Annotated in this window: 35 protein-coding genes; 27 read left to right on the plus strand and 8 right to left on the minus strand. The window is 66.9% G+C overall.

Features of this window, described 5'->3' with window-relative positions; genetic code table 11:
- Window positions 1–171: 171 nt before the first annotated feature.
- From G3O06_RS26895 to G3O06_RS26910, 4 genes are all read left to right on the plus strand, one after another.
- Window positions 172–1,290 carry an HlyD family efflux transporter periplasmic adaptor subunit gene (locus G3O06_RS26895; protein WP_346779560.1) on the plus strand — a complete coding sequence of 373 codons (1,119 nt, stop codon included), beginning with the start codon at window positions 172–174 and terminating at the stop codon, window positions 1,288–1,290.
- Complete coding sequence (locus G3O06_RS26900) at window positions 1,287–2,825, plus strand: DHA2 family efflux MFS transporter permease subunit (RefSeq protein ID WP_174974811.1); 1,539 nt, start codon at window positions 1,287–1,289, stop codon at window positions 2,823–2,825. The genes G3O06_RS26895 and G3O06_RS26900 overlap by 4 nt, the downstream gene beginning before the upstream one ends.
- 59 nt (window positions 2,826–2,884) lie before the next feature.
- The gene (locus G3O06_RS26905) at window positions 2,885–3,316 is read left to right on the plus strand and encodes a hypothetical protein (protein ID WP_241020263.1); all 432 of its coding nucleotides are present in this window, start codon (window positions 2,885–2,887) and stop codon (window positions 3,314–3,316) included.
- Window positions 3,317–3,402: 86 nt separating this feature from the next.
- The gene (locus G3O06_RS26910; RefSeq protein ID WP_080982137.1) at window positions 3,403–4,137 is read left to right on the plus strand and encodes an autoinducer binding domain-containing protein; all 735 of its coding nucleotides are present in this window, start codon (window positions 3,403–3,405) and stop codon (window positions 4,135–4,137) included.
- Here the strand turns inward: G3O06_RS26910 and G3O06_RS26915 are convergent.
- The 8 genes from G3O06_RS26915 to G3O06_RS26945 form a co-directional block, all read right to left on the minus strand.
- Window positions 4,060–4,842, minus strand: coding sequence for a glutamine amidotransferase (locus G3O06_RS26915; RefSeq protein ID WP_205818037.1), 783 nt, complete (start codon window positions 4,840–4,842; stop codon window positions 4,060–4,062). The genes G3O06_RS26910 and G3O06_RS26915 overlap by 78 nt on opposite strands.
- A 63-nt stretch (window positions 4,843–4,905) precedes the next feature.
- Window positions 4,906–5,550: a glutathione S-transferase gene (locus G3O06_RS26920; RefSeq protein ID WP_205818038.1), complete on the minus strand. Its 645-nt coding sequence runs from the start codon at window positions 5,548–5,550 to the stop codon at window positions 4,906–4,908.
- Window positions 5,544–6,797 (minus strand): cystathionine beta-lyase, encoded by a 1,254-nt coding sequence (gene metC / locus G3O06_RS26925; RefSeq protein ID WP_205818039.1) that lies wholly within the window; start codon window positions 6,795–6,797, stop codon window positions 5,544–5,546. The genes G3O06_RS26920 and metC overlap by 7 nt, the downstream gene beginning before the upstream one ends.
- Window positions 6,788–7,441, minus strand: a complete 654-nt coding sequence (locus tag G3O06_RS26930; protein WP_205818040.1) for a pyridoxal 5'-phosphate synthase — start codon at window positions 7,439–7,441, stop codon at window positions 6,788–6,790. The genes metC and G3O06_RS26930 overlap by 10 nt, the downstream gene beginning before the upstream one ends.
- Window positions 7,442–7,449: 8 nt before the next feature.
- Complete coding sequence (locus G3O06_RS26935) at window positions 7,450–8,352, minus strand: CoA ester lyase (RefSeq protein ID WP_205818041.1); 903 nt, start codon at window positions 8,350–8,352, stop codon at window positions 7,450–7,452.
- Between the two features lie 49 nt (window positions 8,353–8,401).
- Window positions 8,402–9,541, minus strand: coding sequence for an acyl-CoA dehydrogenase family protein (locus G3O06_RS26940; RefSeq protein ID WP_205818042.1), 1,140 nt, complete (start codon window positions 9,539–9,541; stop codon window positions 8,402–8,404).
- Window positions 9,542–9,828: 287 nt separating this feature from the next.
- Window positions 9,829–10,113: an AAA family ATPase gene (locus G3O06_RS50045; protein ID WP_346779559.1), complete on the minus strand. Its 285-nt coding sequence runs from the start codon at window positions 10,111–10,113 to the stop codon at window positions 9,829–9,831.
- Window positions 10,114–10,409: 296 nt separating this feature from the next.
- Window positions 10,410–10,739, minus strand: a complete 330-nt coding sequence (locus tag G3O06_RS26945; RefSeq protein ID WP_205818043.1) for a helix-turn-helix domain-containing protein — start codon at window positions 10,737–10,739, stop codon at window positions 10,410–10,412.
- A 398-nt stretch (window positions 10,740–11,137) separates the two neighbouring features.
- Between G3O06_RS26945 and G3O06_RS26950 the strand changes: the two genes are divergently transcribed.
- The 23 genes from G3O06_RS26950 to G3O06_RS27050 all read left to right on the plus strand — a co-directional run bounded on the left by G3O06_RS26950 (window position 11,138) and on the right by G3O06_RS27050 (window position 22,662).
- The gene (locus G3O06_RS26950) at window positions 11,138–11,302 is read left to right on the plus strand and encodes a hypothetical protein (RefSeq protein WP_205818044.1); all 165 of its coding nucleotides are present in this window, start codon (window positions 11,138–11,140) and stop codon (window positions 11,300–11,302) included.
- A gap of 2 nt (window positions 11,303–11,304) precedes the next feature.
- Entirely contained in the window at window positions 11,305–11,427 is a 123-nt protein-coding gene (locus tag G3O06_RS49810; RefSeq protein ID WP_260433117.1) for a hypothetical protein, read from the plus strand.
- A gap of 82 nt (window positions 11,428–11,509) precedes the next feature.
- Window positions 11,510–11,704 (plus strand): hypothetical protein, encoded by a 195-nt coding sequence (locus G3O06_RS26955; RefSeq protein WP_205818045.1) that lies wholly within the window; start codon window positions 11,510–11,512, stop codon window positions 11,702–11,704.
- The gene (locus G3O06_RS26960) at window positions 11,704–12,072 is read left to right on the plus strand and encodes a hypothetical protein (protein WP_205818046.1); all 369 of its coding nucleotides are present in this window, start codon (window positions 11,704–11,706) and stop codon (window positions 12,070–12,072) included. Before G3O06_RS26955 ends, G3O06_RS26960 begins: the two co-directional genes overlap by 1 nt.
- A gap of 127 nt (window positions 12,073–12,199) precedes the next feature.
- Entirely contained in the window at window positions 12,200–12,364 is a 165-nt protein-coding gene (locus G3O06_RS26965) for a hypothetical protein (RefSeq protein ID WP_205818047.1), read from the plus strand.
- On the plus strand, window positions 12,361–13,683 hold the full coding sequence (locus G3O06_RS26970) for a protein rep (protein WP_205818048.1): 1,323 nt from the start codon (window positions 12,361–12,363) through the stop codon (window positions 13,681–13,683). The genes G3O06_RS26965 and G3O06_RS26970 overlap by 4 nt, the downstream gene beginning before the upstream one ends.
- Window positions 13,667–13,846 carry a hypothetical protein gene (locus G3O06_RS26975; protein ID WP_205818049.1) on the plus strand — a complete coding sequence of 60 codons (180 nt, stop codon included), beginning with the start codon at window positions 13,667–13,669 and terminating at the stop codon, window positions 13,844–13,846. The genes G3O06_RS26970 and G3O06_RS26975 overlap by 17 nt, the downstream gene beginning before the upstream one ends.
- A gap of 48 nt (window positions 13,847–13,894) precedes the next feature.
- Window positions 13,895–14,272, plus strand: a complete 378-nt coding sequence (locus tag G3O06_RS26980) for a hypothetical protein (RefSeq protein ID WP_205818050.1) — start codon at window positions 13,895–13,897, stop codon at window positions 14,270–14,272.
- 15 nt (window positions 14,273–14,287) lie between these two features.
- Window positions 14,288–14,617 carry a hypothetical protein gene (locus G3O06_RS26985; RefSeq protein WP_205818051.1) on the plus strand — a complete coding sequence of 110 codons (330 nt, stop codon included), beginning with the start codon at window positions 14,288–14,290 and terminating at the stop codon, window positions 14,615–14,617.
- A 2-nt stretch (window positions 14,618–14,619) separates the two neighbouring features.
- Entirely contained in the window at window positions 14,620–15,183 is a 564-nt protein-coding gene (locus G3O06_RS26990; RefSeq protein ID WP_205818052.1) for a hypothetical protein, read from the plus strand.
- Window positions 15,180–15,830, plus strand: a complete 651-nt coding sequence (locus tag G3O06_RS26995; protein ID WP_205818053.1) for a hypothetical protein — start codon at window positions 15,180–15,182, stop codon at window positions 15,828–15,830. The genes G3O06_RS26990 and G3O06_RS26995 overlap by 4 nt, the downstream gene beginning before the upstream one ends.
- 127 nt (window positions 15,831–15,957) lie before the next feature.
- Window positions 15,958–16,131 carry a hypothetical protein gene (locus tag G3O06_RS27000; protein WP_205818054.1) on the plus strand — a complete coding sequence of 58 codons (174 nt, stop codon included), beginning with the start codon at window positions 15,958–15,960 and terminating at the stop codon, window positions 16,129–16,131.
- Between the two features lie 7 nt (window positions 16,132–16,138).
- Window positions 16,139–16,267: a hypothetical protein gene (locus G3O06_RS49815; RefSeq protein WP_277403756.1), complete on the plus strand. Its 129-nt coding sequence runs from the start codon at window positions 16,139–16,141 to the stop codon at window positions 16,265–16,267.
- Between the two features lie 45 nt (window positions 16,268–16,312).
- Window positions 16,313–17,167: a major capsid protein P2 gene (locus G3O06_RS27005; RefSeq protein ID WP_205818055.1), complete on the plus strand. Its 855-nt coding sequence runs from the start codon at window positions 16,313–16,315 to the stop codon at window positions 17,165–17,167.
- A gap of 16 nt (window positions 17,168–17,183) precedes the next feature.
- Window positions 17,184–17,630 (plus strand): hypothetical protein, encoded by a 447-nt coding sequence (locus tag G3O06_RS27010; protein ID WP_205818056.1) that lies wholly within the window; start codon window positions 17,184–17,186, stop codon window positions 17,628–17,630.
- Window positions 17,630–17,896, plus strand: a complete 267-nt coding sequence (locus G3O06_RS27015) for a hypothetical protein (RefSeq protein WP_205818057.1) — start codon at window positions 17,630–17,632, stop codon at window positions 17,894–17,896. The genes G3O06_RS27010 and G3O06_RS27015 overlap by 1 nt, the downstream gene beginning before the upstream one ends.
- A 35-nt stretch (window positions 17,897–17,931) precedes the next feature.
- Window positions 17,932–18,270, plus strand: a complete 339-nt coding sequence (locus G3O06_RS27020; RefSeq protein ID WP_205818058.1) for a hypothetical protein — start codon at window positions 17,932–17,934, stop codon at window positions 18,268–18,270.
- Window positions 18,267–18,779, plus strand: a complete 513-nt coding sequence (locus G3O06_RS27025; RefSeq protein ID WP_205818059.1) for a hypothetical protein — start codon at window positions 18,267–18,269, stop codon at window positions 18,777–18,779. Before G3O06_RS27020 ends, G3O06_RS27025 begins: the two co-directional genes overlap by 4 nt.
- Window positions 18,779–19,534 carry a hypothetical protein gene (locus tag G3O06_RS27030; protein ID WP_205818060.1) on the plus strand — a complete coding sequence of 252 codons (756 nt, stop codon included), beginning with the start codon at window positions 18,779–18,781 and terminating at the stop codon, window positions 19,532–19,534. Before G3O06_RS27025 ends, G3O06_RS27030 begins: the two co-directional genes overlap by 1 nt.
- Window positions 19,534–21,267 (plus strand): glycosyl hydrolase family 28-related protein, encoded by a 1,734-nt coding sequence (locus G3O06_RS27035; protein WP_205818061.1) that lies wholly within the window; start codon window positions 19,534–19,536, stop codon window positions 21,265–21,267. Before G3O06_RS27030 ends, G3O06_RS27035 begins: the two co-directional genes overlap by 1 nt.
- Complete coding sequence (locus tag G3O06_RS27040) at window positions 21,264–21,926, plus strand: glycoside hydrolase family 104 protein (protein ID WP_205818062.1); 663 nt, start codon at window positions 21,264–21,266, stop codon at window positions 21,924–21,926. Before G3O06_RS27035 ends, G3O06_RS27040 begins: the two co-directional genes overlap by 4 nt.
- A complete protein-coding gene (locus tag G3O06_RS27045; protein WP_205818063.1) occupies window positions 21,923–22,255 on the plus strand; it encodes a hypothetical protein in 333 nt (110 codons plus the stop codon). The genes G3O06_RS27040 and G3O06_RS27045 overlap by 4 nt, the downstream gene beginning before the upstream one ends.
- The gene (locus tag G3O06_RS27050) at window positions 22,252–22,662 is read left to right on the plus strand and encodes a hypothetical protein (protein WP_205818064.1); all 411 of its coding nucleotides are present in this window, start codon (window positions 22,252–22,254) and stop codon (window positions 22,660–22,662) included. Before G3O06_RS27045 ends, G3O06_RS27050 begins: the two co-directional genes overlap by 4 nt.
- The last annotated feature ends 15 nt before the right edge of the window (window positions 22,663–22,677 follow it).

A 22,677-nucleotide genomic window follows, 5' to 3' on the forward strand; every position in this document is an offset into this window, starting at 1 on the left:
ACCGCTGCGCCGCGCGCACCGGGCGGCCCAGGTGGGCCTGATGCCCGCACACAACCGGCACCGGGCGGTGCCGCGCCCGCGACGCCGCCACCGCCGGCGCGGCGCAAGCACCTGGTGCGCGCGCTCGTCGCCGTGTTCGCGCTCGGCATCATCGGCTGGGGCATCTGGTACGTGATTGTCGGCCGCTGGTACGAATCCACCGACAATGCGTACGCGCAAGGCAACGTCGTCGAGCTGACGCCGCAGGTGACGGGCACCGTCGTGTCGATCGACGCGGACGACGGCAACCTCGTACGCGCCGGCACGCCGCTCGTCCGTCTCGACCCGAGCGACGCGCAGATCGCGCTCGCGACCGCGCAGGCCGATCTCGCGGCAACGGTGCGCAAGGTGCGCGGCCTGTACAGCAACGAGCGCGGGCTGGCGAACAGCATCGACGGCGCACGCGCCGAACTCGATACGCGCCGCACCGCACTCGACAAGGCGAAGGCCGACTACAGCCGCCGCGAGGATCTCGGCCGCTCCGGCGCGATTTCACGCGAGGAACTCGCGCATGCACGCGACACGCTGACGTCGGCGCAAAGCGCATACGCGGCCGCGCAAAGCGCGCTCGCGACGCTGAACGAGCAGCATCAGACGAGCAAGGCGCTGATCGACGACACCGCGGTCGCGTCGCACCCGGACGTGCAGGCCGCGGCCGAACGGCTGAGGGCCGCCTACCTCGCGCATGCACGCACCAACGTCGTCGCGCCCGTCACCGGCTATGTCGCGAAGCGTACGGTGCAGGTCGGGCAGCGCGTGTCGCCCGGCGTGCCGCTGCTTGCGGTCGTGCCGCTGCGCGAGCTGTGGGTCGACGCGAACTTCACCGAGAAACAGCTCGAACACATGCGTATCGGACAGCCGGTCGAACTGACCGCCGACCTGTACGGCGACGCGGTGCGCTATACCGGCCGCGTGCAGAGCCTCGGCGTCGGCACCGGCAGCGCGTTCTCGCTGCTGCCCGCGCAGAACGCAACGGGCAACTGGATCAAGATCGTGCAGCGGCTACCGGTCCGCATCGAACTGACGGATCCGGCGCAGCTCGACGCGCATCCGTTGCGCATCGGCCTGTCGATGCATGCACGCGTCGACCAGCACGACCGCAGCGGCGCCATGCTGTCGCATCGCGAACAGCGCGCACCGGTATTCCGCACCGACGTGTACCGTGACGAACTCGCGCGCGCCGACAGCCTGATCGCCGATGTCATCCATGCGAACCAGCCGGCGGCCGTGCGCGCGGAGGCGGTGCGATGAGCGGCCCGATGGCAGCCGCCGACAGCGGCTTTCGTCCGTCGAGCGTCGGGCTCACGACCTTCGGCCTCGCGCTCGCGGTCTTCATGCAGGTGCTGGACGGCACCGTCGCGAACGTGTCGCTGCCGACGATCGCCGGCAACTTCGGCGTGAGCACGACGCAGAGCGCGTGGGTCGTCACGACGTTCTCGGTCAGCAACGCGATCGCGCTGCCGCTGACCGGGTTTCTCGTCAAGCGCGTCGGGCAGGTGCGGCTGTTCGTGTGGGCGACGCTCGCGTTCACGTTCGCATCGCTTCTGTGCGGCCTCGCGCAGAACCTGCCGCAGCTCATCGCATTCCGCGCGCTGCAGGGCCTGGTGGCGGGGCCGATGATCCCGACCACGCAGGCGTTGATGCTGTCGATCTATCCGCCGCAGCGGCGCGGCTTCGCGCTATCGATGATCGCGATGGTCACCGTCGTCGCACCGATCGCGGGGCCCGTGTTCGGCGGCTGGGTCACCGAGCATTATTCGTGGCGCTGGGCGTTCCTGATCAACCTGCCGATCGGCGTGTTCGCCGCGATGTGCGTGTTCGCCCAGATGCGTGCACGCGTCGAGACGACGGTTGCCGCGCGCGTCGACTATGTCGGCCTCGCCGCGCTGATCGTCGGCGTCGGTGCGCTGCAGATCGTGCTCGATAAGGGCAATGAAGCCGACTGGTTCAATTCGACGTTCATCGTCGTGATGTCCGTGGTCGCCGCGTTCGGCATCGCGCTGTTCCTGATCTGGGAGCTCAACGAGCCGAACCCGATCGTGAACCTGCGGCTCTTCGCGCATCGCAATTTCGCGGCCGGCACGCTGACGCTCGTGCTCGCGTATTCGGCGTTCTTCGCGGTCAACGTGATCGTGCCGCAATGGCTGCAGCGCACGCTCGGCTACACGGCGTTCTGGGCCGGGCTCGCCGTCGCGCCGATGGGCGTGATCCCGGTGCTGATGACGCCGTTCATGGGCAAGTACGCGCCGCGCTTCAACATGCGCGTACTCGTGTGCTGCGCATTCGCGATCCTCGGCACGTCGTCGTTCCTGCGCGCGGGTTTCGTGCCCGACATCGACTTCACGCACATCGCGCTGATCCAGTTGCTGCAGGGTCTCGGCCTCGCGCTGTTCATCATGCCGATCAACAGCATCCTGCTGTCCGACCTGAAGCCGGACGAGATCGCTGCCGGCTCCGGCCTGTCGACGTTCCTGCGCACGCTCGGCGCGAGCTTCGCGGTGTCGATCACGTCGTTCCTGTGGGACCGGCGCGCAATCGTGCACCACGCGCAGCTCAGCGAGCACGTGAGCGCATTCGATCCGGCCGTGCGGGCCGAAGTCGCGCAGCTCGGCGGCGGCGATCCGCAACGCGCGGCGACGCTGCTGGGCAACCTGGTCGACGCGCAGGCGTACCAGATCTCGTTCAACGACATTTCGTTCGCGCTCGGCTGCGTGTATCTCGCCGTGATCGCGGTGGTCTGGCTCGCCCGTCCGCCGTTCGGCCCCGGTGCCGCCGCGAAACGATGAAGCGGGCGCTGCACGCCCCGTTCCGACCCATGCTGTTCAATTCGATGGAGGTTGACCCGATGCCTACCCACCACGCTGATGCCATGCCGTCTGACCTGACGACGCTCGCCGTGTTCGACGTCACGGAATTTCCGTTCGTCGTCGTGCGCAACGACGCGATTGCATCCACCGGCTACGCGGAGCGCTGGCTCGACGACATGCATGTGCTGATGCGGCACGGCGAGCCGTTTGTCATGATCTTTCCGCCGGCCCGCCCCAACGAAGCGCACGACGACCGCAAGGAACGCGGCATGTGGCTCAAGCAGAACCGCGCCGCGCTCGCCGCGGTCTGCCGTGCGCTGATCACGATCGAACCGGACCCGGCCGAACGTGAAGCGGCCATCGCGAACGCGTCCGGCATCGAAAAGGCGTTCGGCATTCCGTTCGACGTGACGGCTTCGCTCGACGACGCGAAGCAGGCAGGCCGGCGACGTCTGGCTGAGGCGGTCTAGCGCGGCCCGTTCGCGCGCAACGTCTCGAACCGATTGCGCAAGTCCGCCTGAATGCAGATTCCAACTAAACGAACGGGGTGGCTTGTATGAATGGACTGGATTGTCTGAAATGGTTGGTACCCGGCGACACGGACGCGTCATGGCAGAGAATGACCGACGCAGCCGCCGGAATGGGGTTCGACAAGGTCGTGCTGATCGTGTTGCCGTTTACCGGCGCGTCGTTCGATCTCGCACGCAAGTGGAGCAGCGGCGTGCCCGGCTGGACGGCGCTGTACCGGCAGCGCCAGTTCGACCGCGTCGACCCGATGCTGCGGCATTGCTTCCGTTCGGCACTGCCGCTCGTCTGGGACGACGCACTGTTCGCGCTGCCGGAGCAGCGCCCGTGTTACGAAGCGGCGGCCGCGTACGGCATGCGCAGCGGCGTCGTGCTGCCCGTGCGCGGCGCGAAGGGGGAAGTCGGCATGCTGTTGTGTGCGAGCACGGACGAGCTTGCCGCCACGCGCGAGCACTGCGACCGCCACCTCGCTGCGCTGACGCTGCTGCGCGACGTCGCGTGCGAAGCGATCGCCGGCACGCGCTGCCATGCACCGCCCGACAGCGTGCCGCGGCTCAGCCGGCGGGAAGTCGAATGCCTGCGCTGGCACGCGGCCGGCAAGACCTCGTGGGAAATCGGCCACATCCTGAACGTGACCGAGTCGTGCATCAATTTCCACTTCATGAACATCCGCCGCAAGTTCAACGTGTCACGTCGGCATGAAGCCGTGCTGCGTGCGGTCGAGTGGGGGCTGATCAGCATCTCCGACGTGACGGTGCCGACCTGATGCGGGTGCATCGTCGAGCCAGCGGTCGAGAAACGCGCTGAGCCACGCGGCCGTCGCGCGGTCGTGCCGCCGGCCTTCACATGCCTGCGTCGCGAGATCCTGCGCACCGGGCGCCGACAGCTTGTGCGCGGCGGCCGTACTCCAGCGCCGCATCATCGGATAGCTCACTTCCGGATGGAACTGGACGCCATATGCGCGCGGCCCGTAGCGGACGGCCTGGTTCTCGAAATGCTCGCCGGTCGCGAGGATCTCGAGCCCGGCGACGCGCTCGAAACCCTCGCGATGCCACTGGTAGACGTGCGACGGCCATGATCCGAGCCGCCGGCCGGCGGGTGTCGCGGCGATCGGCCAATAGCCGATTTCCGCGCGCCCGTCACAATGCGCGCTCACGCGGCCGCCCAGGTGGCGGATCATCATCTGCGCGCCGAGGCAGACGCCGAGAAAGGGCGCGGCTTCGCGCAGCGGCACGCCGATCCAGTCGATCTCGTCCTGAATCCAGCGATCGCCGTCGTTCGCGCTCATCGGACCGCCGAACACCACGGCGCCCGCATGGTCGGCCAGCGTCGCCGGCAGCGGATCGCCGAGCGGCGGACGGCGAATGTCGAGCGGATGGCCGCGGGCAGCCAGCAGCCGGCCGATCCGGCCAGGGCTCGACTGCTCGCGATGCAGGACGAGCAGGATAGGACGAAGGGCGGAGTGCGTCATGTCGTGTCGAAAGGGTCGTGAGTTCGTGAGTTCGTGAGGCCGTGACAGTCGTCACGCAGGCAGTCAGCCCGGCTGGCCGCGCAATGCGTCGAACGACACCATCACCTGTTCGCGATAGGCGGGCCGTCGGCACAGGCGGGCGTACCAGGCCTCGACGTGCGGCAACGGCGGCCGCTCGACGTCGAGCGAGAAATAGCGGAACAGCGTCGCGCCGGCCGGAATGTCGGCCAGGCCGGGCGTCGCACCGCCAAGGAAAGGCTGGGCCGACAGCAGCCGGTCGAGCAACTGGAAATGCGTCGCGCTGCGTGCGGCCTTGTCGCGCACGAGCGCGTCGTCGCGCCGCTCCGGCGGCGTTCGCACGAGCGCCCAGAACAGCCCGGTCATCACGTCGGGTTCGAGCGAGGTCTGCGACCAGTCCATCCAGCGCTCCGCGCGCGAACGGGCGAACACGTCGCGGCACCAGAACGGATTGTTCGGCACGCGCGCGGCGAGATAGCGCAGGATCGTGTGCGATTCCCACACGACGTCGCCATCCCAGTCGATCACCGGAATCCGGCACGTCGGATTCAGCGCCGCGAACGCGGGCGTCTGCAGCGAACCGTGTTCGCCGCCGGCCGCGATGTGCCGATACGGCACGCCCAGCTCGCCGATCAGCCACAACACCTTCTGCACGTTGAACGACGTGCGGCGGCCCCAGACGGTCAGCATCGCGCGGCATCCTCGCAAGCGGTGGCCTGCCGCGCGCACGCCGCATAGCGATCGAGACCGGCCGCAAGATCGGCGATCAGGTCGTCCGGGTCCTCTAGGCCGATATGCAGGCGTACGCCTCGACTGTCGGCCGGCCAGCGTGCCGCGAGGCCGTGTGCGTCCAGTTCGAACGGCAACGCGAGGCTCTCGTAGCCGCCCCACGAATAGCCGAGCCCGAACAGCCCGAGGTGGTCGAGAAATGCTTCAACCGCTTGCGGCGGTGCAGGTTGCAGCACGACCGAGAACAACCCCGACGCGCCACGGAAATCGCGGCGCCACAGTGCATGTCCGTCGTCGCCGGGCAGCGCTGGATACAGCACACGCTGCACTTCGGGGCGCGCTTCAAGCCAGGTCGCGACCGCAAGCGCATTGCGCTGGTGCTGTCGCAGCCGTACGCCGAGCGTGCGTAACCCGCGCAGCGCGAGATAGACGTCGTCGGGGCCTGCGCACAGTCCGAGATCGCCATGCAGTTGCTTCAACGCGGGCCACGCGCGTTCACTGGCCGATACGGTGCCGAGCATCGCATCGGAATGCCCGACCAGATACTTGGTGCCGGCCTGGATCGACAGGTCGATGCCGAATGCATGCGGCTGGAAGAAGAGCGGCGTGGCCCAGCTGTTGTCCGCGATGACCAGCGCGCCGTGCGCCTGCGCGAGCCGGACGAGCGCCGGGATTTCGTGCATGTCGAACGTGTAGGAACCCGGCACTTCGATGTACAGCGCGCGCGTGTTCGCACGGAATGCGGCCGCGACGGGCGTGCTGCCGTCGTACCAGGTCGTCTCGACGCCGAGCCGCGCGAGCACGCCTTCGCACGCATGACGAACCGGGCCGTAGACCGATGCGGTCATCAGCAGGTGATCGCCGGGCTTCAGGCACGACAGCAGCGCAAGCGTGCACGCGGACAAACCCGACGGGCACAGCACCGCACCGGCGCCGCCTTCGAGGCTCGTCACCGCGCGCTCGAGCGCGTCGGTCGTCGGTGTGCCGCGGCGGCCATAGATATACGGCTGCGTGCGGTTCAGCAGATCGGACACCGTCGGGCTCAGCACGGTCGACGCGTGATAGACGGGCGGATTGACGAAGCCGTGCCAGGCCGCGCTGTCGCGGCCCGCATGCATGAGCCGCGTGTCGTCGTGCAGCCGGCCGTTGATTCGCTCATGCAGGGTGCCGTCCGACTGCGACGGGTGTGCGGCGGACTTCAAGGCCATAGCGCGCACCGTTCCCAGCGCTGACCGTCACGACGGTACGCTTGCCGCGCGAAGCGGCGCGCGCTGTCGGCGCGCCAGAATTCGGCTTCGTCCGGCGCGAGCGTATACAAGTGCCAGTCGTCCGATACGAGCGCCGGATCGGCAGCCAGCCGCTCGAGCTGCACGTCGATCGCGCGCGTCAGGTCGGCGGGATCGTCGAGCCGTTCGCTTTGCCGGCCGGCGAGGATGCTTGCGCGCGAACGCTCCGGGCGGCCCGCGAAATCCGCGCGGCCTTCGGCGGCCGGCAGCCGCTCGACCGGGCCGCTCAGGCGGATCTGGCTCGCGATCGCCGGCCAATAGAACGTCAGCGCGGCGAACGGCCGGTTTTCGATCTGGCGCCCCTTGGGGCTGCGCGTGCTCGCCGCGAAATGCCAGCCGCGCGCGTCGACGTTCAGCAGTACGACGGAGCGCGCATCGGGCCGGCCGTCAGGGCGGACCGTCGACAGCGTCATCACCTGCGGTTCGACGGCGCCTGCGGTAACGGCCTCGTCGAGCCAGCGTTCGAATTGTGCTTGCGGCGTGTCGGGCCAATTCTCGGCCGGAACGTGCGGCGCCGCATGCGCGAGGGTTTTCAGCGCCTTCAGGCGCGTTGCGATCGTATCCATGGCGGGCCTCAGGCGATGCCGAATTGCGTCGCGCGGGCGATCAGCCGATGCGCGGCGAGATAGTCGGGGACTTCCGCGAGGAAACCGTCGACGACGGCCGCGGCCACGCGGCGGCCGCCGGATTCGCGCCGTGCGGTGTCGAACGCGTCGATCACGCGGCGGGCGAGGGCGACTTCGTCGGCCGTCGGCGTCAGCACGCGATTGACGACCGGCACGAACTGCGCGTTGACGATCGCCTTGGCCTGGTATCCCAGACCGCGGGACACGCGCATGTCGTGCTCCGCGCCTTCGTTGTCGGCATAGCTGTACGGGCAGTCGATCGCGGTGACGCCGACCGCCGCGCATTCCACGCGAAAGCGCGAGCGCACATAGTCGAGTTCGCGGCCCGCGCGGGTGCGCTCGGCACCCATGTCGGCGACCATGTCCTCGGTCGCGACCAGTACGGCCGACACGCGCGGGCTCGAACGCGCGATCGCCATCGTGTTCACGAGCCCGAGCGTCGTCTCGATGTTCGGCACCAGTTCGGTCGAGCCGGGCGCGATATCGTATTCGCGCTCAAAACGCGTGACGGCTTCGTCGAGCGCGACGACCTGCTCGGGCGTCGCGACGTACGACATCATCACGATGTCCGGCCGGCCGCGCATCGCGGCGCGCAGGTCGTCGATGCCGCCCGCATCGAGCGGGTTCACGCGCACGGATGCGAGGATGCCGGCATCGCGCCAGCCCGCGAGCACGCGCTCGCTGAGTTCGCGCGCGGCCGGACGACGATCCGGCGGCGTAAAGGTTTCGAGTTCCTGGATCAATACGTCCGCGCCGCTCGCGGCGCCGGCGACGAGCGCATCGTGATCGGCGCCGGCGAGGAACAGCCAGGAGCGGCGCAGGCGGGAAGGGCGTCGGTGGGTCGTTGTCATGCGTGGATTCCTGTAGAGCGCGTGGTACGCGTATCGATGGCTCGGGTGTTCAGCCGGCGCGCATCATCTGGTTGAAGATGTTCTTGCGATGCATTTCCTCGGTACCGCCGACGCTCATGAAGCCCAATGCGTCCGACGCGAATGCGGCCACCGGCCCGGCCTGGTAGCCGAGGCTGCCGTACAGCCGCACGAGGCCGAGCGCGCCGTCGACGAGATCCTGCGCGCCGACCAGCTTCGCGATCGAGCACGTCATCAGCGCTTGCGGGTGGTCCGTCAGCAACTGCGCGAGCGCGCCGCGCGCGAGCCACGTGCCGCGCTCGATGCCGATCTGCAGGTCGACGAGACGGCCCTGCACGTACTGGTGCGCGTCGATCGTGCTGTCGAAGCTGCGGCGCTCGCGGCAATAGCCGATCGCGTCGCGCAGATACGGCGCCGTCACCTGCGCGGCGACGAGACCGTAGTAGAGGCGGCCGAGCGAAATGATGTCGATCAGGTTGCCGAGCCCGGCGCCCGGTTCACCCAGCAACTGGCCGCGCGTGATCGGGCAGTCGTCGAAGTGCAGCGCGCCGGTGGGCAGGTCGTCGAGGCCGAGCTTGCGGTCGGGTTCGGCGACGGTCATGCCCGGCTGATCGCGATCGACGATCACGAGCGCGGTATTGCGCCGGCCAAGCGTCTCGACGCGCGTGACGACGAGGATGAAGCGCGCGAGCGGCGCGTGCGCGATGTTGAATTTGCTGCCGGTCAGCCGGTAGCCGTCGCCGTGCTCGACCAGCTTCGTCGCAATGCTGCGCACGTCGGTGCCGGTGCCCGGTTCGGCGATCGCCGTCGCGCTCAGTTCGCCGCGCAGGATCGCGCCGAAATAGCGGTCCTGCTGGGTTGCCGTACCGTAGCGTTCGAGCGCGCGCACCATCCCGGCCTGCGCGATTACCGACAGCAGCAGCGCCGGGCGGCGAATCGACGATGCGAGCCCTTCGAGCGCCGCGGAAAAGTGCCACCAGCCGTGACCGTCGCCGCCGTACGTCTCCGGCACGATCATGTCCCACAGTCCTTCCTGGCCAAGCCGGGTCCAGCCGGCTGCATCGAATCCGGCAGGTGCGCGGGTGTCGCGCTCCGCGGCGGCGATCTCCGTGCCGATGTCGCGAAAGCGCGCGAGCGTCGCATGCTGTTCCTGCGTCCAGTCAAATGGCATCTGTCGTGTCTCCGGTCGAAGCGGCGCAGCCTCGGACGGCGCGCCAGCGATGCCGACAAGAGTACGGGGGCAAGGACGGGGGAGGTACTGGCAGTAGTGGTAGTTGCCGGGTGGGGTCGTGTAGCGGGGGGACTGAGCTGGTTGCAGATCCACGTCGGGTGCATTCGGTTGCACGCATCGCGGGCACTCGTGGTCCGGCCGTCATGCAAGCCGTGGACGGCGTTCGTGACGAATCTGCGGCTTGAAGTCAGTCGCCCTGGATGCGGGTAATCAACGCAAATCCTTTTTCAACGTTCAACGGCCGGCGGTTCAAAGAGCGAGGCGGCGCTTTCAATACTCGCATGGGGGACGCGCTGATCCGCCGGCCTCTGCGCGTTCCGTTCCTTTGCGATATCCATCGGAACGTCAATCCAGATCGCATGAGCTTCCGCATTGTGTCGACGGGCGATATCGATGATCGGCTTGCTGTGTATTGCGCCGGGCAACGCGGCGTCGACGCGGATGCACGGTGCGTACGCATACGCATGCCGGTCGATCCAGTACGATTTCCCGGCTCCTTGTACGCCGCACACGACTGGAAACCGCGAAGAATTTTCCCGCGATGGGTGGCTAATGCGTTCCGCTGTACGTCATGGCTTGAGCTTGCCGTCCGCCACGTCCTGAATGACCTTGAATCGGTCCATTTCGCGCATCGTCATGGTGATCGTCCCAGTCGCGTTCATCGCCGGCGCTCCCAAGGGTGCAGACGATCAACCTACAGGCCAAAACACGACATTTTTATTTAGCGGAAACGCGACATCTGAACTTGGGACCTACACACAAACTATCGATAACTATGAAGACGTCAAATCGCTAACTAAAGCTGGTGCTACACCCGGCAGAACGTTGCCTGACGGGCGTTAGCGCGAAGCACCAGCGTGCGAAAACCCTCGGAAAATTTCTCCAAAGCACGCGTCCATACGGCGCGTCGATCCGCGTCCTTAATCCATTCGATCTTGACTGTCGCGAGCACTTCGAAAGGGCTCACGTCCAGGATCTCTGCGATCTGCAGGCACATTTCCTCGTTGAACGTCTTATGCCCGTTGCGCCAGCCGCTGACGGCGTGACGCGTTACGCCGAGTTCCTTTGCGAGCGCGTAGTCGGAAGGAAGGCTCAGACGGGCTTTCACCGCATCCAGCCACTCAACAGTGGTTTTCATGACAGACCCCTTACAAATTTGCTGACCCGACGTTAAGCGTAGGGAAACGGTACGCTCTTCGCAACGGTTCCTATGACCGAACGTTACTAGTTGTTGACACGTTTTCCAGTTTGAACCTATTCTTCCGACCATCGCCCGGACCGGTGTCCTGACCCCACCGGAGAGCCCTGACGGGGGCTCAACCCGGGCGATTCCTCACATGGATGGGTCAGGGTAGGGGCAGAACATGCGTAAAGAGCCGTTACAAATTCACCAGGCCGCGCTCGGTGGCTACACCATCGACGGGCCGTACAGAGTTCAGGCGAGAGCGGGCGAGCGGGGCGGGCTAGTAGCGAAGCCGCCCCGCTTTTTTGCGTTCCGCCGCCTGGTCGCGCGGCTCTTCCGCTCGGGGGTGTGACATGGAGCGCTCCCCGGCATACCTGCGCGGCCGCGCCGACTTCGAGGCCGACGTCGAGCACATCGACAACCCGTATCCGATGCTTTCCTACGACTGGCACGACTGGGACGCGGGCTGGTGCGACGCCGCGAACGGCGACGATGCCGACGACGAAGAGGAATTTTGACCATGCTCTTCGCCTTCGGAATCGGCTTTGCCCTGGGCGCGACGGCCGCCGTCGCGGTCGTCGGCGCGGTGATCGGGCTCGCGCTCTGCCACATGGATGACGGGGAGGGCGGACCATGCGCCTGATCCGCTGCAAGCACTGCGGCTCGATGCGCCGCCCTGGCACCGCCTGCACGCGGTGCCTTCGTCTTTTCGTGTGGGGTGTCTGATGGCCGGCTTCCCACCTCCCGAAGATCAACCGCGCTCGACCGGCCACACGGCCGTCGCGCGCGGCCATGACGGCTTCTACAACGGCCTCGTTCTCGACGACAACCCGTTCGAATGGCTCTCCGACGACTGGCACGCCTGGCGCGCCGGCTGGTGCAGCGCCGAAGAGACGTTCAACCTGGGGGAACAGTTCTGATGACAGGTCCCTCAAGTGCATTCCTCGACCTGGGCTATACCGAGCCCAGCGAGCCCCGCCCCCAGCGCGCACGCCGCGCTTCTCCCGTCCCCGTTCCCGTCCATCACGAAACCGCCCCGGGCGATCGCTCGGCCGCTGCGGCCGCGCTGCGCGCGATGCGCTCGCAGCTCGACGCGAAGAACGGCTTTCTGCCGTCCGACCAGGGCGTGCGTGCCGGCGACGATCCGTTCGCCCGCACGCAGCTCACGCTCGCGTACGAGCGGCTGCGCTCGGCCCTGGCGGTCTACAACACGTTCGCGGCCGACCTGGACGTGCCAGGCGCGCGTGCCTTCATCGGCGACGTGGAAGTGCCGGGGGCCGACCGATGACCTCATACGGCGGTATCTGCCGGCGCTGCGGCCGGCATTGGCAGAACGTGCGCCGCTGCCCGCACTGCGGCCTGGTCACGCGAGTGGGCGCGATGGATCGCGCGTTCCGGATGGGGAGGCGCGCGCGATGAAACCGCACATCTGGAAAGACCACCGGGGAGTGCTCTGGATCTGCGCGTGTCGCAGATTTTCCGGCCAAGCACTGACGCCGTTCCTCGCCTATGCGGCATGGGCCGGCGCCCGCGCGCTCGCGGACGAGCTGCGCGTCGCCGCTGTGGGAGGTCGTGCATGACCCACCCCGAAAAATTGCCGTCTGGTTTTCTTGGTATAAACGCGAAATCGATACACGCTCCCCGCACGCCCAATACCGACGCGGTTTCCCGGGCGAAGGCAAAGGGCCGTCTGCACGATCTGCTGCGCGTCTCCCAGTCGGTCATCTACGATCCGGCCGCGGCGAAGGAAGGGCAGCACCGCACGTGCTGGTGCCAGCGCGCGCTCACGTCCCCGGGCGAAACGCTCGGCGTGCGGCGCAACGTCGACGGTTCGGGCGCCAGCCTGGCCGGCGTGTCGACGTGCGGCTCGGTCTGGGCCTGCCCGGTCTGCTCGCTGAAGGTCTGCATGCAGCGCCAGGCCGAAGTGGCTGACGGCATGAAGGCGCACGTCGGCAACGGCGGCTACGTATGGCTCATGACCAACACGTTCCCGCACGAAGCGGGCGAGCGGCCGCTGGCCGACATGCTCGCGCTGCAGGCGAAGGCCATGCAGAAATTCCAGAACTGCCGCACCTACAAACGCATCCTCGGCAAGGGCGTGCGCGCCGGCTCGATCAAGGCGCTCGAAATCACGCTCGGCGCGCATGGCTGGCACCCGCACACGCATTCCCTGGTCTTCGCCACGCCCGACGCGTTCGGCGACGTGAAAGAGGGCGACACCGGTCGCATGGCGTCGCGCCTCATCGACGAGCTGAAGCGCGCCTGGTACGAAGCGCTGCTGAAGGTCGGACTCTGCGAGCCGTCGCAGCTGTCCGACGTGCTCGACCACGGGCTCGACGTGCGCGGCGGCCAGTACGCGGCGGAATACGTCGCGAAGTTCGGCCGCGATACGAAGTGGGGCCTGTCGCGCGAGCTGACGATGAACGCGGCCAAGACCGGCGGCGGACAGAAGGGCGCACACCCGTTCCAGTTGCTCGAGTGGGCGGCGGCCGGCGACGGCCAGGCGGCCGCGCAATTCCGTGAGTACGTCATGGCCTTCACCGGCCGCCGCATGCTGACCTGGACGCCTGGCCTGAAAGCGGCGCTCGGCCTGGACGAGCTGGAGCAATCCGACGAAGAAGCGGCCGCCGCGCAGCTACCGGAAGAGGAGGTGGTCGGCGCGATCTCGGCCGAAGACCTGTCCGTGCTCACCGCGCGCAGCATGCTCGGCCGGTTCCTCGCGTTCGTGTCGGAGTACTGCTACGACCCGGCGACGGCCCAGGCCGACATCGACGACTTCATGGCGTTCGCGCGCGAACACGAACGCAGGGCGAGCGGCGCAATCAGCGCGCCGTACTGGAGCGCCCGCACCCGCAAGTTCTACGACCCGGAGAAGGAAACCCATGAGCAGCACCAGTGAAGTCGTATTCGTGAGCGTCCAGCGCAAGACGCTGGACGAAGCGCGCGACGCCGCGCGCGAGCTGCGCGCGATGTACGACGCGCTTACGCCGTTCGAGCGCGGCCTGGCATCCAAGCAGATCGCACCGATCAAGCGTCTCGTCGACGCCGTCGACAAGCTGTAACGGCACGCGGCCGGCCGCCCACGGCCGCACACCACCGAGAGGTAGACCATGTCCGAACTGCAATCCATCATCGCGGCCGTGAAAGAGAAGGCCGAACAGCTCGTCGTGCTCGTCGCCGGCAACCTGCCGCACAACCAGACGCTCACCGAGCTGGCCGGCGCACTGCATGACGCCCTGGCCGATATCGACGGTCGCGTCGCCGCGATCGAAACGGCCGCGAAAGCTGACCTGTCGGCGATCGAAGACGCGCTGACGGAGAAGCTGACCGCGTTCGTCAACGGCAAGATCGACACGTTCGCCCAGGGCGTCACGTCGACGCTGCAAAGCCACATGTCCCAGGTGCAGCAGGCCGTCACGCTGGCCGACAGCACGGCGGCCGCCGTCGCAGAGCTGCGGGCAGCACAGGCGCACGGCAACGGCGTCTAAGGGGAGGGCGCACCCATGTCCGCACCCGGCAAGTACATCGGCACGGTGCCCTGCAAGACGAAGGGCTGCTCGGAGACCGTCAGGGTCAAGTTGAACCGGGGCGGACGCGCCTACGGCAAGTGCGATCGCTGCACCTGCCGCTTTGAATACGACGGCGTTGCGCACTCTCAGCGCTTCGTGCGCGAGGAAGTGACCCTCCAGGCCGACCCGTACGACGACAACCCCGGGAATCCCGGGGAACCCAAGGCACCCGGCGGCCAGGACCCGGCCGCTGATCCCCCGAAAACCCAGGAGAAACCGAAGCGGCGCGGGCTGCTCGACGGCACTCCGTTCGCAGGACTCTGACCATGATGGACGTACAGGCGCTCGACCAGATCGGGCAGGAAGAGGCGGCGGAGCGCGTGGCGCTCGCCGAAGAAGAGGTGAAGGCCGAACAGGCCGAAGCGGCGCAGGAAACCGCGTCGCTGTCGGACCAGTATTTCTTCGGGCTGAACAAGGCGCGCGGCGTCGTGCTCAAGATGCTGCCGGAGTGCACGGACGACTGGACCGACGATGTCACGCGCGAGATCGCCGACGCGCTGGCTGAGTGCGATGCTTATTACGGCTGGGGCGGCGTCACGAACGCACTCAAGCATCCGCTGCTCAAGCTGGTCGTCGCCGCCGTGCCGCTCGCCTGGAGCCTCGGCTTCGCGCTTCGCAACCGGCGTATCCGCGCGCAGATGGAAGCGGCGGCCGCCGGCAAGCATCACGTCGTGCGAGCCGTCGCGCCGGCACCGGCGAAGCCCGGGCAGAACGTCGAACCGATGCCGGCTGCAGCTGCAGAACCGGCACCGGCCGCGTCGTCCGGCGAACCCGCCTTCGTTGGCGTCGACCCGGGCGCGCTGATGGCTGACCAGATGGTGGCGGCATGACGCGGCGCACGGGCACGCGGCACGGCGGCATCATCGGCGTGATCGGCCGCTCGCGTTCGGGGAAAGGCGTGTGGATCAAGCGCTATTTCCTCCCGAAGGTGCGCGGCCCGATCCTGGTGTGGTCGCCGCTCGAAATCTCCCGGCCGGATGACTATGCGGGCGAGATCGGCGGAGAACGCGTCTACACGATCCAGGAGCTGGTGAAGGCGCTGGCCGCCGGCAAGACGCGCCTGGTGTTCGTGCCGTCCCAGGACGACGACGAGCGCGAAGCGCAGTTCGATCGCTTCTGCAGAATCCTGGAGAATCCCGGGTTCAAGCGGTGGACCGTCATCGTCGAAGAGCTGATGCTGGTCACGAAACCGCACAAGGCCCCCACCGCCTGGAAGAGCATGACGACGGCCGGCGCGCACTCTCGAGAGATGACGCTCATCGGCGTATCGCAGCGGCCCGCCCAGGTCGACAAAGACTTCCTCGGCAACTGCACCGAGATCCACTGTTACGCGGTGTCGAACGTGGCCGATGCGAAGGTGATGGCCGACGTGCTGTTCGTCGACAAGGCCGATATCCTCGGCCTGCAGAAGTTCCACTACATCCATCGCGACGCGGAGAAGGGGGAGGTCACGACGGGCGTCGTGTCGTACGAGTAGCGTCGAAGCAACGTTTTTTGCAGGCCCGGAAAGCCGGGAATCCCTGATCTGACAAGGGATTCCCGGCTTTTGTCATTTCCGGCGCCCGTCCGCACGATGAGGGCTCTTTCACCCCATAGAGCGCTACGTGTCCGCCTCCGCCTACCTGCCATCGAAACACCGGCTCGCCCAGGAAATCATCGCCACTACGGTGGGCGTCCTGGTGGCCGCCTGGATCATCTCCAAGTGGCCTGCCGCGAAAAAGCTGGTCGACGGAAACACGATTTGGTCCACGTCGCAATCTGACTTTCCCACTGCCTGAGGTCCACATGAAAAACCAGCACGTCAAGACCGCCATCGTCGTTCTCGGCACCTTCGCCCTTTGCGCCTTCGTCCAGAAGTCGGTGTTCCCGATTCCCGTGATCGGCCCGTACCTCCCGGGCGGCACGAACGCCTAAGCGCCGCGCGGCACCGGTCCACCTTCACGAACATAGGAGCGCGCGATGCGCAAAGAACAACTCGTCAATCTGCAGAACGTCAACCCGGGGCAGACCGCGCTGCTGTCGATCCCGTGCGGCCCGACGTACGAGCGCCTGAAGCTGTACTTCACGGGTGGCCTGCTGATCTCGATGATCGACCTGATCACGATCAAGCAAAACGGCAAGCCCGTGTGGGCCGTGGCCGGCTCGGACCTGCTCGCACAGAACCTGTACGAGGGCAAGCCGAACCCGACCAACGTCGCGCTGATCGACTTCACGCGGCGCGGCGCGAAAAGCTCGGCGACGAAGAACAGTGCCGGCGTCACGATCCAGTCGACCCAGGTGCAGGAAGAGCTGTTCACGTGCCTGGCCACGGCCGGCCTGCAGCAATGCACGATGGAAATCAAGATCAACGCGAGCGCCCCGGGCGGCATCGGCATGACGGCCTGGGCGCAGGAAAGCGACCCGTCGAAGAACCCCTGGGTGTTCAAGGAACAGTCGGCGACCTACGCGCTGATGACGGTCGGCCAGAACGACATCGCACTGCCGGTGCAACAAGCCGGCTCGGTCATCACGAAGATCTACCTGCACCAGTCGAACTTCGGCCAGGGCGGCGCTGGCTCGATCCAGTCGATCCAGATCCGCAACAACCAGGTGATCATTTCCGAAGGCACCCCGGCGGTGTACCAGGACGACCAGACCGACTACCAGAAGGTGCCGCAAGCGGGCCTGTTCGTCGTCGACTTCGACCTGCAGGGCATGCGCGAAAAGTGGCTCAACACGACGCTGTCGAAGAACGTGTTCATCCGCGTCATCACGCAGACCGGGCCGGTGTTCCTGACGGGCTACGCGAAGATCGTCGACCCGATCAACCGCTAACCGACCGGGAGGCGGCATGTCGCTCTATGACTTCTCCCTCGACGGGACCGACGTCGGTTCCGGTTCGTACGATGCGAGCGGGGCGGATGCGTCGACGCTGTACGGGATCTACGGTCCCGACTCGACGAATTCCAACTACACGTACGCGACGAGCCAGGACACGTCGAACAACACGAGCCTGCCGTCGACGCTCGGCCAGCTGCAGACGAACGGCAGCACCGATTCGAGTGGATCGAACGGCGCGCTGTGGCTGTCGGGCTTCCAGTCGCTGCTCGGCGCGGCGGTGGCCGGCGACGCGATCGCGAATGGCCTGACTGCGCAGGGCACCGTGCCGGTCTACCGTGCGCCGAACGGCGTCACGTATCCGGTCGGCTCGGGACCGAGCCTGACGCGCGGCAACGGCATGGGCATGTTGCTGCTGATCGGCCTGGCCGTGCTGCTGCTCGATCGCGGGGAGGGCTGATGACTTCCCCGATCACGTCCGGCGCGCCGTCGTGGGCCGGTATGCCTTCGCTGCAAGCGGCCCTGGGCGGCGGCCCGTCGTCCGCGTATTCGACGACGAACAGCACGTTCAACGACGGCTCGTTCGTCGTCTCGAACGGCGGCGGCTCGCTCGATACCGCGCTGGCCGGCACCGCGGCGGTCGGCAGCGGAATCCTGCAGCAATACCTTCCTTACCTCTTACTCGGGGCGGTCGCATGGTACGTGCTGAAGCACCGCAAAGCGTGACCATGCGGCCGGCGACGCGCGAAGAGGTCGCACGCATGTTCTCGCCCGTCGATCGATGGATGACGACGGGCGAGGGGGCGGCCGACTGCGCTGCGAAGGGCGATTGTTTCGTGCTGGAAGAAGACGGCACGCCCGTGCTCGCCTGGTCGTTGAAGGTCGACGGCGACGAGCTGTTCATCCAGGCGGCCGCCGGCCGCGCTGGTTTCGACCTGACCGAGTTCGGGCTCGCGCTCGTCGAGCGCCAGGCGGTGGGCTTCCGGTCGATCGCCTTCCGCACGCGTCGGCGCGGCCTCATGAAAAAAGCCATCGACAACGGCTTCTACCCTGCCTGGCGCAAGGGCGACGTCGTGCTGATGCGAAAGGACCTGAAATGATTCTTCGCCCTCAACAGATTCACCTGGTCCGCCTCGGTCTGCCGGCGACGCCGTGCAACGGCGGCAGTTCGAGCAGCTCGGACGCTACCAGCAACCAGAACGTCGACCAGCGGCTTGACGTCGGCGGCGGTGGCGTCGGCGCGACCGCGTCGAGCGGCGGCTCGGTCAACATCAACGTGACGCCGACCGACCAGGGCTCGATTCAGCAGTCGTTCGGCCTGGCGCACGACGCGCTGTCCGACGTGACGGCGATCGGCACGTCGTCGGTGAGCGCAAGCTCGCACACGGCCGAGCTGGCGATCAACGGCGCCCTCGACAGCGTCGCGGGCGCACAGGCCGCGTTCCAGCAGGCCACGCAGGCCGTGCAATCGGCCTATCAGGATTCGTCGCAGCAGGTTGCGTCCGCATACCAGGATTCGAAGACCGGCAACCAGCGCGTGATCGTGATCGGCGCGCTCGTCGTCGTCGGCCTGGTCGTGCTCGCGCCGGTGCTGCGGGAGGCCGCGTAATGCAGACGCTCACTACGAAACTGCCAGGCGGCCAGCGCATCCCGTTCAAGATCGCGGGCTCGGTCCTGTTCATCCAGGCTGCAGACCAGGGGCAGAACCTGGTCGTGCGGTTCTTCACGGGCAACGCGCAAAGCGGCGAGGTCGACCAGGTCGGCGCGTCGTTCAAGGCGAAGCCGCCGACAGCGTTCGACGGTATCGACATGCTGGCGCCGGTCGATACCAACGTGACCTTCATCATCGCGGACGGCGACGTTGACTTTCAGCTGCCGGGTCTGGGCGTGACCGTGAACAACACGGGCACGAACCCCGTGCCCGTGTCGATCGTCAGCGAACCGGGCGCGCCGATCCAGGTGTCGGCCCCGCCGGCCGCACCGGTCAACGTCGCGGTGCAAGGCACGGTCAACGTGTCGGGCGCAACGCTCACAGCGACGAACGTCGGCATCAACAACACGACCGCGAACCCGGTGCCGACCCAGGCGCAGCCGCCGGGTAGCACGCCGGCCGACGTTGCGCCGGTCGCTGTCACGACGGGCGGTGTCCCGCTGATCACGGCGAGCGCCGCGCGCAAGGGGCTGCGCGTCCGCAACGTGGGCGCGGGCCAGCTCGCGATCACGGCGGCGGCCGGCACCACGTTCGCGAATGCGGCGGTGGTGATCCAACCTGGCGACACGTATATCGAGCGCGACGCGCCGCAAGCGGCGTGGTACGCGATCAGCGACACGGGCACGACGGCCAACATTCAGACGGTGAGCTGATGAAGCGATTCTTTCGATGGGCGGGCGTAGCGCTCGCACTACTGGCCGGCGCGGTACAAGCGCAGTCCACGTCTGACCTGATTTCCGGGCTCGCCGGTCGGCTCGCGGGCGCGAGCGGGGCCAGCTACGTCACGTACAACAGCGGTGCAACGGGCGCGGTTTCGCGCGGCGTGAACAGCCGATTGCAAGACACCGTGAGCGCGTTCGACTTCATGACGGGCGCGCAGGCTGCGAACGTGAAGTCGGGCGCAGCAACGATCGACGTGACGGCCGCACTTCAGGCATGCATCAACGCGGTCGGCGCGCTGACCCGGGGCGGCACCTGCTACTTGCCGCCTGGTGAATACCTGATCTCGTCGACGCTGAACATCACCAAGCCGTATGTCCGATTGCAGGGCGCGGGCCGCTTCGCGACGCTGCTGGTCGCGACCACCGACTTTAACGATATCGTCGTCGGCACCAACCCGATTACCGGGCTGCAGGGCAACGACGTGATCGATCTCGGCTTTTACTACGCCGGCGCGAGCCCCAAGACAACCAGCTCATTGACGATGATTTCGCCGCTGCAGTCGACCGTGCGCGTCGCGGTACAGAACGGCAAGAACGGCATCGTGTTGTACGGCGGCCAGGGCATCACGCTTGACCAAATCTACGCGCCAGGCAACTACGACCCGGGCACCAGTGCGCTGCTCAATTCCGGGCAGGGCATCACGCTGGCCGCCGCGTCGACGCTCGGCGGCTACACGATGGGCACCGGCGCCGTCGACCTGCCGACCGAGGTGAATTTCCACGACATCTACCTGAACGGCCCGCGCATGAAGGGCTGGCAGTATGGTGTCGCGATCTTCGCGGGCGAGCACCTGACATTCTCGGGCGACTACTACATCGGCCAGTCGACGATCAACAACGTCCATATCGAACAGGACGCCAACAACAAGCTGATCCTCGAAACGAAGCTCGAGCGCGGCGGCTACATCGACGCGGCCGGCCAGGCGGCAATCTACGTCGGTGGCCCGAACGGCAACGGCTCGCAATACATCGGCTCGATGACGATCGATGCGGACGTGAAGGGGCAGGGCGGCGACGGACAGACGGGCATCACGATCGACGGCACCAGTCGAGGCGGCAGCTTCCCGCAGGCCGTGCGGAACGTGAAGATCGGCGCGAACGTCAGCGGCTTCGCGAAGGATGGCATCGTCGCGGCTGGCGGCGTCAACCTGTCGTTCAATGCGAAGGTCTGGGGCAATTCGGTCCTGACGCCAAACCAAGGATCGGGGCTGGTGATCGGCCCCTCGGTGACGGGTGCACAGGTCACGGGCCAATACGGCGGGGGCACCTACGGCGACGGCACCGGCAACCAGACCTACGGCATCTCGATCGACGGTGCATCGCGGTACGTCTCGGTGCTGAATGCTGACCTGCGCGGCAACCAGTCGCCCACCAACGGCGTGACGAACGCCGGCACCAGCCACAACCGCATCGAAAACTGCCCGGGCTTCTCAGGTAATCGACCGGTGGTCACGCCAGCCTGGCCGGCCACGGGGGTCGACATCGTGAATCCGTATGGATCGAAGGCACAGGTGCTGATCTTCGGCGGCACGGTCACGTCGATCAAATTGAACGGGCAGCAGATGTTCAACACGACGGTCAACGCGCCGATCACGGTCGAGCCTGACGGTGTGCTGAACATCACCTACACGGGCACGCCTGGCTGGATCTGGTGGCCGCAATGAGTGGCGATAACGCGGGCCTTGCGGTGTTGGTGCTCGCGGCCGGCGCGGCCGCGCTGCTGTACTCGCAGTCGAGTAGCGCGAACGTCGCGCCGACCGATACGAGCAGCTCGACCGACCTGGGATTTTCTGACCTGCTCGACAGCGCGTCCGGCGCTTGGAGCGACTTAAACGGAACGGTGAATACGATGCTTGGCACGGCTGACAATCCGAACTACAACGGCTACGACGCGAACCTGTCCGCGTTCCTGTACATGCTGCGCATGGCCGAGTCGAACAACCGCTACAACGTCATCAATGGCGGCCGAACGTTCAGCGATTACAGCCGGCACCCGGATATCGGCGTGCCGATCCCGTGGCGGCCTGGCAAGGTCAGCACGGCGGCCGGCGCGTACCAGTTCATCTTCGGGACCTGGAACCAGGTCGCGGCGGAAGCGGGGCTGTACGACTTCACGCCGGCCAGCCAGGACGCCGGCGCGGTGCAATACCTCTCTGACCTGGGCGCATTGCCGTACATCGAAGCCGGCGATCTGAACGGCGCGTATGCGCAGATCAACGCGACCGGCGTCATCTTCGAGAGCCTGCCGAACGCACAGGGGCACAACCGTAGCCCCTCGCAGCTGCAGGCGTGGTATCAGGCGGCAGGGGGCGCACTCGCATGAAAGACACCGCAAACAACCTCGCGCTCGGGCTCGGCGTCGCCGTGCTCGGCTTCGCGCTCTACCGTTACTTCAAGGGGCAGGGCAGCACGGCCGCGCCGACCTCGACAGTCACGAATGCACCGACGTCGCCGAATGGAGGCGCGACCTGGTCGCTGCTGAACTTCGGTGGGTCGACGGACGGTACGACGCCGCTTGCCGTCGACAACCCGTATTCGTCGTTTTCCTGGAACCCGGACGCGTTGAGCGGCGCGATGTCGCAAGACCTGACCGCCGCGCTCGCGAAGGCAGGAGAAAGCGGCATCAATTCCTACGGGTTCACGTTGCCATGAGCCTGAAAGCGAACGCCGCAGGGCTCGCGATCGGCGCGGGCGTGATCCTGATCGGCCTGGCCTACGTGAAGCGTGGCTCGATTGCGGCATCCGCCGGCCAGCTCGTGAGCAACGTCGACGGCACGCTCACGGGGGCCGTGCTGCAGATCCCGGGGGCGTCCGCGTTGACCGATCCCGCGACGGGTGATTTCAACCCGGAAGCGGCCGGCTACGCGAGCGGCCAGGCCACGCGCGAATGGCTCGGCGAGCAGTGGACCAACGTGAAGAACTGGTTCACGACCGCCGGCACGTCGCCAGACCCGACCTTTGACACCGGCAACAGTGCAGGTTGGGGTGGCGGCACCCCTGAGGTATCACCGGGCAACGGTGCGGCGCCGACCGATTTCGGCAACTTCCTTTCGTTGTGACACCAGGAGAAAACC

It is taken from the genome of Burkholderia sp. Ac-20345, from assembly GCF_017104825.1.
Classification (GTDB): domain Bacteria; phylum Pseudomonadota; class Gammaproteobacteria; order Burkholderiales; family Burkholderiaceae; genus Burkholderia; species Burkholderia lata_B.

Excerpts from the sequence above, each read along its gene's own strand:
- G3O06_RS26900 (WP_174974811.1), top strand. The coding sequence starts at position 1,287 with ATGAGCGGCCCGATGGCAGCCGCCGACAGCGGCTTTCGTCCGTCGAGC.
- G3O06_RS26905 (WP_241020263.1), top strand. The coding sequence starts at position 2,885 with ATGCCTACCCACCACGCTGATGCCATGCCGTCTGACCTGACGACGCTC.
- G3O06_RS26910 (WP_080982137.1), top strand. The coding sequence starts at position 3,403 with ATGAATGGACTGGATTGTCTGAAATGGTTGGTACCCGGCGACACGGAC.
- G3O06_RS26915 (WP_205818037.1), bottom strand. The coding sequence starts at position 4,842 with ATGACGCACTCCGCCCTTCGTCCTATCCTGCTCGTCCTGCATCGCGAG.
- G3O06_RS26920 (WP_205818038.1), bottom strand. The coding sequence starts at position 5,550 with ATGCTGACCGTCTGGGGCCGCCGCACGTCGTTCAACGTGCAGAAGGTG.
- metC (WP_205818039.1), bottom strand. The coding sequence starts at position 6,797 with ATGGCCTTGAAGTCCGCCGCACACCCGTCGCAGTCGGACGGCACCCTG.
- G3O06_RS26930 (WP_205818040.1), bottom strand. The coding sequence starts at position 7,441 with ATGGATACGATCGCAACGCGCCTGAAGGCGCTGAAAACCCTCGCGCAT.
- G3O06_RS26935 (WP_205818041.1), bottom strand. The coding sequence starts at position 8,352 with ATGACAACGACCCACCGACGCCCTTCCCGCCTGCGCCGCTCCTGGCTG.
- G3O06_RS26940 (WP_205818042.1), bottom strand. The coding sequence starts at position 9,541 with ATGCCATTTGACTGGACGCAGGAACAGCATGCGACGCTCGCGCGCTTT.
- G3O06_RS26945 (WP_205818043.1), bottom strand. The coding sequence starts at position 10,739 with ATGAAAACCACTGTTGAGTGGCTGGATGCGGTGAAAGCCCGTCTGAGC.
- G3O06_RS26950 (WP_205818044.1), top strand. The coding sequence starts at position 11,138 with ATGGAGCGCTCCCCGGCATACCTGCGCGGCCGCGCCGACTTCGAGGCC.
- G3O06_RS49810 (WP_260433117.1), top strand. The coding sequence starts at position 11,305 with ATGCTCTTCGCCTTCGGAATCGGCTTTGCCCTGGGCGCGACGGCCGCC.
- G3O06_RS26955 (WP_205818045.1), top strand. The coding sequence starts at position 11,510 with ATGGCCGGCTTCCCACCTCCCGAAGATCAACCGCGCTCGACCGGCCAC.
- G3O06_RS26960 (WP_205818046.1), top strand. The coding sequence starts at position 11,704 with ATGACAGGTCCCTCAAGTGCATTCCTCGACCTGGGCTATACCGAGCCC.
- G3O06_RS26965 (WP_205818047.1), top strand. The coding sequence starts at position 12,200 with ATGAAACCGCACATCTGGAAAGACCACCGGGGAGTGCTCTGGATCTGC.
- G3O06_RS26970 (WP_205818048.1), top strand. The coding sequence starts at position 12,361 with ATGACCCACCCCGAAAAATTGCCGTCTGGTTTTCTTGGTATAAACGCG.
- G3O06_RS26975 (WP_205818049.1), top strand. The coding sequence starts at position 13,667 with ATGAGCAGCACCAGTGAAGTCGTATTCGTGAGCGTCCAGCGCAAGACG.
- G3O06_RS26980 (WP_205818050.1), top strand. The coding sequence starts at position 13,895 with ATGTCCGAACTGCAATCCATCATCGCGGCCGTGAAAGAGAAGGCCGAA.
- G3O06_RS26985 (WP_205818051.1), top strand. The coding sequence starts at position 14,288 with ATGTCCGCACCCGGCAAGTACATCGGCACGGTGCCCTGCAAGACGAAG.
- G3O06_RS26990 (WP_205818052.1), top strand. The coding sequence starts at position 14,620 with ATGATGGACGTACAGGCGCTCGACCAGATCGGGCAGGAAGAGGCGGCG.
- G3O06_RS26995 (WP_205818053.1), top strand. The coding sequence starts at position 15,180 with ATGACGCGGCGCACGGGCACGCGGCACGGCGGCATCATCGGCGTGATC.
- G3O06_RS49815 (WP_277403756.1), top strand. The coding sequence starts at position 16,139 with ATGAAAAACCAGCACGTCAAGACCGCCATCGTCGTTCTCGGCACCTTC.
- G3O06_RS27005 (WP_205818055.1), top strand. The coding sequence starts at position 16,313 with ATGCGCAAAGAACAACTCGTCAATCTGCAGAACGTCAACCCGGGGCAG.
- G3O06_RS27010 (WP_205818056.1), top strand. The coding sequence starts at position 17,184 with ATGTCGCTCTATGACTTCTCCCTCGACGGGACCGACGTCGGTTCCGGT.
- G3O06_RS27015 (WP_205818057.1), top strand. The coding sequence starts at position 17,630 with ATGACTTCCCCGATCACGTCCGGCGCGCCGTCGTGGGCCGGTATGCCT.
- G3O06_RS27020 (WP_205818058.1), top strand. The coding sequence starts at position 17,932 with ATGTTCTCGCCCGTCGATCGATGGATGACGACGGGCGAGGGGGCGGCC.
- G3O06_RS27025 (WP_205818059.1), top strand. The coding sequence starts at position 18,267 with ATGATTCTTCGCCCTCAACAGATTCACCTGGTCCGCCTCGGTCTGCCG.
- G3O06_RS27030 (WP_205818060.1), top strand. The coding sequence starts at position 18,779 with ATGCAGACGCTCACTACGAAACTGCCAGGCGGCCAGCGCATCCCGTTC.
- G3O06_RS27035 (WP_205818061.1), top strand. The coding sequence starts at position 19,534 with ATGAAGCGATTCTTTCGATGGGCGGGCGTAGCGCTCGCACTACTGGCC.
- G3O06_RS27040 (WP_205818062.1), top strand. The coding sequence starts at position 21,264 with ATGAGTGGCGATAACGCGGGCCTTGCGGTGTTGGTGCTCGCGGCCGGC.
- G3O06_RS27045 (WP_205818063.1), top strand. The coding sequence starts at position 21,923 with ATGAAAGACACCGCAAACAACCTCGCGCTCGGGCTCGGCGTCGCCGTG.
- G3O06_RS27050 (WP_205818064.1), top strand. The coding sequence starts at position 22,252 with ATGAGCCTGAAAGCGAACGCCGCAGGGCTCGCGATCGGCGCGGGCGTG.